Here is an 8,377-nt window from a genome sequence, read left to right as displayed (position 1 = left end):
GGCGGATGCCGACGATGTTGGTGACCACGCCGATGGGCAGCTGGCGGCTTTCCAGCACGGGGCCCTGCTCGATGTGCAGCTCGACGAAGGCGGCGGTGCCGTCCGCGCCGCGCAAGGGCTGGCCCAGCGCGGTCGGATCGCCGCCGATGCGGGCGATGCCCTGCGCCAGCGTCTCGCCGTCGGCGTTGCGGGCGGCCAGCATGTCGGCGCTGAGTTGGCCGCTCAAGGCGCGGCTGCCGACGCAGGAGATGCCGTAGTCGCTGGGTTCTTCGGACAGGAAGTCGATGACTTCGAAGGGATGCTCCAGTTCGATGCCATGTTCCCGCAAAGTGTGGGCGACCTCGATGCCGGCCAGCACGCCGATGATGCCGTCGAAGCGGCCGCCGCTCATGACGGTGTCGCAGTGCGAGCCGGTGGCGATGGGCTTGCGCTGCGCGTTGCGGCCGGCGCGGGTGCCGATCAGGTTGCCGCCGGCGTCCAGGCGCGTGGCCGGGCCGGCGGCTTCGAATTCACCGCGCAGCCAGTCGCGTGCTTCGAGGAACAGCGGCGAAAAGGCGCGGCGGGTCCAGGGCTGGTCGGGCAGGGTGTAGCGCGACAGGGTCTCGACGCGCGACCAGAGGCGTTCGGCGTTCAACGGGGGAAAAGCGGGCAAGGCGGTGGGCATGGAGGTTCCAGGAAATGCATCGGCGATTATGGCATGTGGGACACGCGCCGCCCGACCAGGCCCAGCGGCGCGCGCCGGGCCCAGCGCTGCATCATCAGCACCGCCACCACCGCCAGGCCGATCGCCAGCCCGCTCCAGATGCCGACGCCACGCCAGTCGGCGCGGAACGCCAGCCAGGCGCCGCACGGCAGGCCCACGCCCCAGTAGCCGATGGCCGCGTAGATCATCGGCACGCGCGTGTCGTGCAGGCCGCGCAGCATGCCCGCGCCCAGCACCTGCGCGCCGTCGACGATCTGGAACACCGCCGCCACGGCCAGGTAGCTGACCGCGAAGGCCAGCACCTTGGCGTTGGCCGGATCGTGCACGTCCATGAACACCGACACCAGCGCGTACGGCACGGTCAGCATCAGGGCCGCGGCGATCACCATCGAGCCGATGCCCAGGCCGAAGGCGCTCCAGCCGGCGCGCGTCACGCCCGCGCCGTCGCCCGCGCCCTGGGCGTAGCCGACCCGCACCGTGGCCGCCTGCGCCACGCCGTAGGGAATCATGAAGGTCACGCTGGCGATCTGGATGGCGATGGCGTGCGCCGCCAGTTCGGCCTCGCCCAGCCAGCCGATCAGGAAGGCCGCGGCGTTGAAGATGGTGACCTCGAAGGCGGTGGCCACGCCGATCGGCAGGCCCAGTTTCCAGAACGCCTTCAGGCGCGGCCAGTCGGGTTGCAGCAGGTCGCCGAACAGGCGATAGCGGCGGAAGCGCCGGTCGCGCAGCACCACCACGACCATGCCCACGAACAGGCTCAGGCTGGCGACCGCGCTGGCCACGCCCGCGCCGATCAGGCCCAGCGCCGGAAAGCCGAGGTTGCCGAACACCAGCACCCAGTTGCCCAGCACGTTGAACAGGATCGCGCCGACCGCCACGATGAAGGCCCAGCGCGCCTGCTGCAGCGCGGCCACGAACGAACGCAGCACCAGGAACCCCAGGAACGGCGGCATGGCCCAGAGCAGGGCGCGCAGGTACTGGCCGGCCGGCGCCGCCAGTTCGGGCGGCTGGCGCAGCAACAGCAGGATCTGCTCGCCATACCAGAGCGCCAGGCAGCCCGGCACCGACACCAGCGCCGCGGTCCACAGGCCCTGGCGCACGGTGCGGCGCACGTCGCGCACGGAATTGCGGCGCGCGCCTTCGGCCCGCGCCGCCATCGGCGCGGTGGCGCTGACCAGGCCCAGCGCGAAGAAGGCGATGGCGGAATACAGGTTGGCGCCCAGCGCGCTCGCCGCCAGCGGCTGCGAACCCAGGTGGCCGATGAACATGACGTCCGTCACCGTCATCGCGATCTGGGCGAGATTGGTCAGCACCAGCGGCAGGCTCAGCAGCAGGGTGGCGACGATTTCACGTTTCCAGGCGGCGCGGCGAAGGGCGGGCATGCGGCTTCTCTTGTGGACGAAGCCCGCATCTTAAACGTCGTTCGGGGTTAACCCGGATATTTCCCCTGGCCCGGGCGGGACATCGCGGCGGCGCGTGCGCGACGGGCGCCCGCGCCGCGCGTCATGCGGCACGCCAGGCCGGCGGGCGCTTTTCCAGGAAGGCGCTCACGCCTTCCCGCGCTTCGTCCGAGCCGCGCACGGTGGCGATGCGCTCGACCGAATCGGCGATCAGCGCGGCATCCAGCGGCTGGCCGGCGAAATCGCGCACCAGCCGCTTGCTGGCCTGCACCGCCTGCGGGCCGTTGTCGCACAGCGCGCGGCACACGGCCTCGGCTTCGTCCTGCAATTGCGCCGCCGGCGCCACGCCGTGCAGCAGGCCCATGCGGTAGGCCGCCGCGGCGTCGAAGCGCTCGGCGGTCAGGCAATAGCGGTTGGCGGCGCGTTCGCCCAGGGCGCGGATCACGTAGGGGCTGATGGTGGCCGGCAGCAGGCCCAGCCGGGCTTCGGACAGGCAGAACTGCGCGTGGTCGGCGGCGATGGCGACGTCGCAGGCCGCCACCAGGCCCAAGCCGCCGGCGTAGGCGTCGCCGTTGACCGCGGCCACCACCGGCTTGGGGCAGGTCCAGATGACGCGCAACATCTCCGCCAGGCGGGCGGCGTCGGCGCGATTGTCGGCGTCCGTCAGCGTGCCCATCTTGCGCATCCAGTTCAGGTCGCCGCCGGCGCAGAACGCCTTGCCCGCCCCGGTCAGCAGCAGCACCCGCACCGCCGGATCGTCCGCCGCCGCGCGCACCGCGGCGGTCAGGGCCGCGATCAGCGTCTCGTCGAAGGCGTTGCGCAGGTCGGGGCGGTTCAGCGTCAGGCGGGCGATGGGGCCATCGCGGGTCTCCAGCAGCGGACTGTCCGGCGTCATGCGTGTCTCCAGATATTGATTTCAACTCAATTAATAACCCGGACTGATTGAGCGCAGATATAGGGTATTACGCCAAGTCAGGATATTTATCTGGAGGATATTGAGTTATCCTCAAAAAAATAACGATGGAGCGAGACATGAGCCATTTCCCCGACGCCGCCGGCGCCGCGGCGCGCTACGCGTCGGTCTTCCGGCCTGGCCTGTTCGACGGCAAGACCGTCATGGTGACCGGCGGCGGCAGTGGCCTGGGCCGCTGCACCGCGCACGAACTGGCCTCGCTGGGCGCGCGCCTGGCGCTGGTGGGCCGCAAGCCGGAAAAGCTGGAGGCCGCGCGCGATGAACTGGCGCGCATCTACCCCGAGGCCGCCGACCGCATCACGCTGCACGCCTGCGACATCCGTGGCGAAACCGGCGTGCGCGGCGCGGTGGCCGACGCGCTGGCCGCGCATGGCGCCATCGACGGCCTGTTCAATTGCGCCGGCGGCCAGTTCCCGGCGCCGCTGGACCAGATCAGCTTCAACGGCTGGAACGCGGTGGTGCAGAACAACCTGCATGGCACCTTCCTGATGGCGCGCGAGGTCTACACCCAGCACATGCGCCAGCACGGCGGGGCCATCGTCAACATGCTGGCCGACATCTGGGGCGGCATGCCCGGCATGGGGCATTCCGGCGCGGCCCGCGCCGGCGTCTGGAACCTGACCGAGACGGCGGCCTGCGAATGGGCCCATGCCGGCGTGCGCGTGAACGCGGTGGCGCCGGGCTGGATCGCCTCCAGCGGCATGGACAGCTACGACGAGGACTACCGCGCGGTGCTGCGCGGCCTGGCCGCCAAGGTGCCGTTGCAGCGCTTCGGCACCGAGGCCGAATTGGCGGCGGCGGTGGTGTTCCTGCTGTCGCCGGCGGCGGCCTTCATCAACGGCAGCGTCATCCGCGTCGATGGCGGCGTGCCCAACGCGCGCCATTCCTGGACCCTGCCGCCGGCCGCGCGCGGCGACACCTACGACGGCTTTCCTCAGTACGCGCCGCCGTCCTTGTTCTCGGCGGACTGAAGCCGATGCAGGGCGTCTTGCACCTCGCCGCGGAACTGCGCCAGCGCCAGGGCATCGCGCCGCGGCGGCTGCAGCGCCTGCCACAGGAAGTCGACCAGGTGGTCGGCGGTGGCGGCCACGTCGACCCGCGCGCCGCCCAGGATGGCGTCCCACAGCACGTGCTCCATCGGGCCATAGACCGCCGAGCGCAGCAGGCGCAGCGGCATGTCCTGGCGGATATGGCCGTCGGCCTGGCCCTGCGCCAGGATGCGCATCAGCGGCGCGGTGTAGCGCCGTTGCAGGCCGGCGTAGATCTCGCCGAAATCGTCATTGCGGGCGCGGCCTTCGGACAGGATGAACGCGCACAGCCCGGTGCCCTCGGCCAGCAGGTGGCGCAGGTGGGCATGCACCAGGTAATGCAGCCGGGCGCGCGTGCCCTGCACCAGCGGCAGGTTGTCCTCGACCTTGGCGATGATCTCGTCGTACCAGTCGCTGATGACGCGCACGCACAGCTCGCGCTTGCCGCCGAAATAAGTGAACACCGTGCCTTCGGACACGCCCAGCCGCTGCGCGATCTCGGTGGTGGTGGCGGCCTGGAAGCCGGCCTCGGAAAACACCTGCCGCGCGACCCGCAGGATGTCCCGTATCCGTTGCTCGGACTTGGCGCTGGCCGGCGGGCGGCGCATCGGGACGGCGGCGGTTTTCTGCATAGGTGGAGGCGGGGCGATGGGAAGTGGCCGGGGCTTACTATCATAACGACCCGCGGCGCCGCGCCTTAAAGACACGCGAACACGAGACCCGCGACCACAAGAACCGCGACCACAAGAACAGCGACACGGAGACCTGAGCATCATGCTGTCCAGAACCGAGACCTACGCGCAGTTGGCGTCTTCCTTCCAATGGCGCGTGCCGGCGGCCTACAACATCGGCGTGGACGCCTGCGACAAGTGGGCCGACGGCAGCGGCCGCCTGGCGCTGATCCACGAGAAAAGCGACGGCAGCCAGACGCGCTACAGCTTCGACGATATCAAGGCGCGCGCCAATCAGCTGGCCAACGCGCTGCGGCGCCAGGGCGTGCGGCGCGGCGACCGGGTGGCGGTGTACCTGCCGCAGGCGCCCGAGACCGCCGTGACCCACATCGCCGTCTACAAGATGGGCGCGGTGGCGGTGCCGCTGTTCACCTTGTTCGGCGTCGACGCGATCCAGTACCGCCTGGCCGACAGCGGCGCCGCCGCGCTGGTCACCGACGCCGAGGGCTGCCGCCGCCTGCAGGAGATCCGCGCGACGCTGCCGGCTTTGCAGACGGTCTATTGCATCGACGGCCCGGGCGAGGGCGGGGCGCTGCCGCTGCACGCGTCGCTCGACGCCGAGTCCGAACTGTTCGAGCCCGAGCCCACCGCGGCCGACGACCCGGCCGTCATCATCTACACGTCGGGCACCACCGGCAAGCCCAAGGGCGCGCTGCACGCCCATCGCGTGCTGCTCGGCCACCTGCCGGGCGTGGAGATGTCGCACGAATTCTTTCCCGAGCACGCCACGCTGATGTGGACGCCGGCCGACTGGGCATGGATCGGCGGCCTGCTGGACGTGCTGCTGCCGGCCTGGCACCACGGCGTGCCGGTGCTGGCGCGGCGCTTCGAGAAATTCGACGGCGCCTCGGCCTTCGACCTGATGGCGCGCCATGGCGTTACCCACACCTTCCTGCCGCCCACCGCGCTCAAGATGATGCGCGGCGTGGCCAGCCCGCCCGCGCCCGGCGCGCTGGCGCTGCGCTCGGTGGCCAGCGGCGGCGAATCGCTCGGCGCCGAGCTGATCGACTGGGGCCGCCGCGTGCTGGGCGTGACCATCAACGAGTTCTATGGCCAGACCGAATGCAACATGCTGGTGTCGTCGTGCTCGTCGCTGTTCGCGCCGCGCATCGGCAGCATCGGCCGCGCCGCGCCCGGACACCGGGTCGCCATCGTGGATGAGCAGGGCGCCGAAATGGCCGATGGCCAGGAAGGCAACATCGGCGTATTGCGGCCCGACCCGGTGATGTTCCTGGGCTACTGGAACAACCCGCAGGCCACCGCCGAGAAATTCGCCGGCGACTACCTGCTGACCGGCGACATGGGCGTGCGCGACGCCGACGGCTTCATCCGCTTCGTCGGCCGCAACGACGACGTCATCACCAGCGCCGGCTACCGCATCGGCCCCGGGCCGATCGAGGACTGCCTGCTGGGCCACCCGGCCGTGCGCATGGCCGCCGTGGTGGGCGTGCCCGACGCCGAGCGCACCGAGGTGGTGATGGCCTACGTGGTGCTGCACGATGGCGTGACGGGCGACGAAGCGCTGGTCAAGGCCCTGCAGGCGCACGTGCGCACCCGCCTGGCGGCGCACGAATACCCGCGCCGCATCCGCTTTGTAACCAGTTTGCCCAGCACCGCCACCGGCAAGATCATCCGCCGCGCATTGCGTGACGGCAGCTATGCCTGAGCCGCGCCGGCCATTGAAAAAAGCGATGACAAACCCGGTGACAAACTCGTCCGTTTGGTCGGGTTGACGGCCGACCGGCCGCTGCAAGTATGATGGCGCAAACATGTATACGGCCCCACTCAAAAGGGGCCGTATCGCCATTAGCCTTAGTATGGAGATAACCCTAATGAATAAGCCCTTGGACGGGGGCCTGGCGGCCTTGAACGTACCCGCGTACGTCAAGCACCGCGGCCTGATCGACTGGGTCGCCAGTGTGGTGGCGCTGGCCAAACCGGATCGCGTCGAATGGTGCGACGGTTCGCAGGAAGAATACGATCGCCTGTGCGAACTGATGGTCCAGGCCGGCACCATGCGCCGGCTCAACCCGGCCAAGCGGCCCAATTCCTTCCTGGCCTGTTCCGACCCGTCGGACGTGGCGCGCGTCGAAGACCGCACCTTCATCTGCTCCGACCGTCCCGAGGACGCCGGTCCGACCAACAACTGGGCCGACCCGGCCGAGATGCGCGCGACGCTCAACGGCCTGTTCGACGGCGCCATGCGCGGCCGCACGCTGTACGTGGTGCCGTTCTCGATGGGGCCGCTGGGTTCGGACATCGCCCACATCGGCGTCGAGCTGTCCGACAGCCCGTATGTCGCGGTCAACATGCGCATCATGACGCGCATGGGCAAGCAGGTCTACGACGTGCTGGGCGCCGACGGCGACTTCGTGCCGTGCGTGCACTCGGTCGGCAAGCCGCTGGCCGCCGGCGAGGCCGACGTGGCCTGGCCCTGCAACGCCACCAAGTACATCGTCCACTTCCCCAAGAGCCGCGAGATCTGGAGCTTCGGTTCGGGCTACGGCGGCAATGCGCTGCTCGGCAAGAAGTGCTTCGCGCTGCGCATCGCCTCCACCATGGGCCGCGACCAGGGCTGGCTGGCCGAACACATGCTGATCCTGGGCGTGACCTCGCCCAAGGGCCGCAAGTACCACGTCGCCGCCGCGTTCCCGTCGGCCTGCGGCAAGACCAACTTCGCCATGCTGATCCCGCCGCAGGGCATGGACGGCTGGAAGGTGACCACCATCGGCGACGACATCGCCTGGATCAAGCCGGGCGCCGACGGCCGCCTGCACGCCATCAACCCCGAGGCCGGCTATTTCGGCGTGGCCCCGGGCACCAGCGAGCAGACCAACTTCAACGCCATGGCCACGCTCAAGGCCAACGTCATCTTCACCAACGTCGCCCTGACCGACGACGGCGACGTCTGGTGGGAAGGCATGACCGACACGCCGCCCGCGCACCTGATCGACTGGCAGGGCCAGGACTGGACCCCGGCCATCGCCCGCGAGACCGGTCGCAAGGCCGCCCATCCCAACGCGCGTTTCACCGCCCCGGCGGCGCAGTGCCCGTCGATCGACCCCGAGTGGGAGAACCCGCAGGGCGTGGTGATCGACGCCTTCATCTTCGGCGGCCGCCGCTCCACCACCGTGCCGCTGGTGACCGAGGCCCGCAGCTGGGTCGAAGGCGTCTACATGGCCGCCACCATGGGCTCGGAAACCACCGCCGCCGCCGTCGGCCAGCAGGGCGTGGTGCGGCGCGATCCGTTCGCCATGCTGCCGTTCTGCGGCTACAACATGAGCGACTACTTCAACCACTGGCTCAACCTGGGCAAGCAGCTCGAAGCCGCCGGCGCCACGCTGCCGCGCATCTACTGCGTCAACTGGTTCCGCAAGGGCCCCGACGGCAAGTTCGTCTGGCCCGGCTTCGGCGAGAACATGCGCGTGCTGCGCTGGATGCTGGGCCGCATCGACGGCCAGGCCAGCGGCGTCGACCAGGTGTTCGGCGTCTCGCCCAGCTACCAGGACATCGACTGGACCGGCCTGGAGTTCAGCCCCGAC

The 8,377-nt window shown here is 70.0% G+C and carries 7 protein-coding genes; 3 read left to right on the top strand and 4 right to left on the bottom strand.

Going from position 1 to position 8,377, the window contains the following annotated elements; genetic code table 11:
- From AOZ49_RS29230 to AOZ49_RS29220, 3 genes are all read right to left on the bottom strand, one after another.
- Positions 1 to 664 (bottom strand): M20/M25/M40 family metallo-hydrolase (locus AOZ49_RS29230; RefSeq protein ID WP_156355782.1); only part of this gene is annotated, 664 nt, incomplete at its 3' end.
- Positions 665 to 690: 26 nt separating this feature from the next.
- Complete coding sequence (locus tag AOZ49_RS29225; RefSeq protein WP_054432243.1) at positions 691 to 2,085, bottom strand: MATE family efflux transporter; 1,395 nt, start codon at positions 2,083 to 2,085, stop codon at positions 691 to 693.
- Positions 2,086 to 2,206: 121 nt separating this feature from the next.
- Positions 2,207 to 2,998, bottom strand: coding sequence for an enoyl-CoA hydratase/isomerase family protein (locus AOZ49_RS29220; protein ID WP_054479355.1), 792 nt, complete (start codon positions 2,996 to 2,998; stop codon positions 2,207 to 2,209).
- A 137-nt stretch (positions 2,999 to 3,135) separates the two neighbouring features.
- Here AOZ49_RS29220 and AOZ49_RS29215 point away from each other — a divergent pair, with 137 nt between their 5' ends.
- On the top strand, positions 3,136 to 4,047 hold the full coding sequence (locus AOZ49_RS29215; protein WP_054432241.1) for an SDR family oxidoreductase: 912 nt from the start codon (positions 3,136 to 3,138) through the stop codon (positions 4,045 to 4,047).
- On the opposite strand, the gene AOZ49_RS29210 is transcribed toward AOZ49_RS29215, so the two are convergent.
- Positions 4,011 to 4,736, bottom strand: coding sequence for a TetR/AcrR family transcriptional regulator (locus AOZ49_RS29210; RefSeq protein ID WP_054432240.1), 726 nt, complete (start codon positions 4,734 to 4,736; stop codon positions 4,011 to 4,013). The two genes, AOZ49_RS29215 and AOZ49_RS29210, sit on opposite strands and share 37 nt — an antisense overlap.
- A 142-nt stretch (positions 4,737 to 4,878) precedes the next feature.
- Here AOZ49_RS29210 and AOZ49_RS29205 point away from each other — a divergent pair, with 142 nt between their 5' ends.
- Both AOZ49_RS29205 and AOZ49_RS33175 read left to right on the top strand, forming a co-directional pair.
- Positions 4,879 to 6,501, top strand: coding sequence for an acyl-CoA synthetase (locus AOZ49_RS29205; RefSeq protein WP_054432239.1), 1,623 nt, complete (start codon positions 4,879 to 4,881; stop codon positions 6,499 to 6,501).
- A 166-nt stretch (positions 6,502 to 6,667) separates the two neighbouring features.
- The coding region (locus AOZ49_RS33175; protein WP_054479353.1) for a phosphoenolpyruvate carboxykinase (GTP) at positions 6,668 to 8,377 on the top strand (1,710 nt) is incomplete at its 3' end.

The organism is Achromobacter sp. 2789STDY5608615, assembly GCF_001298995.1.
Classification (GTDB): Bacteria; Pseudomonadota; Gammaproteobacteria; order Burkholderiales; family Burkholderiaceae_B; genus Achromobacter; species Achromobacter insuavis.
This window is presented reverse-complemented; position numbering and strand designations above follow the sequence as displayed.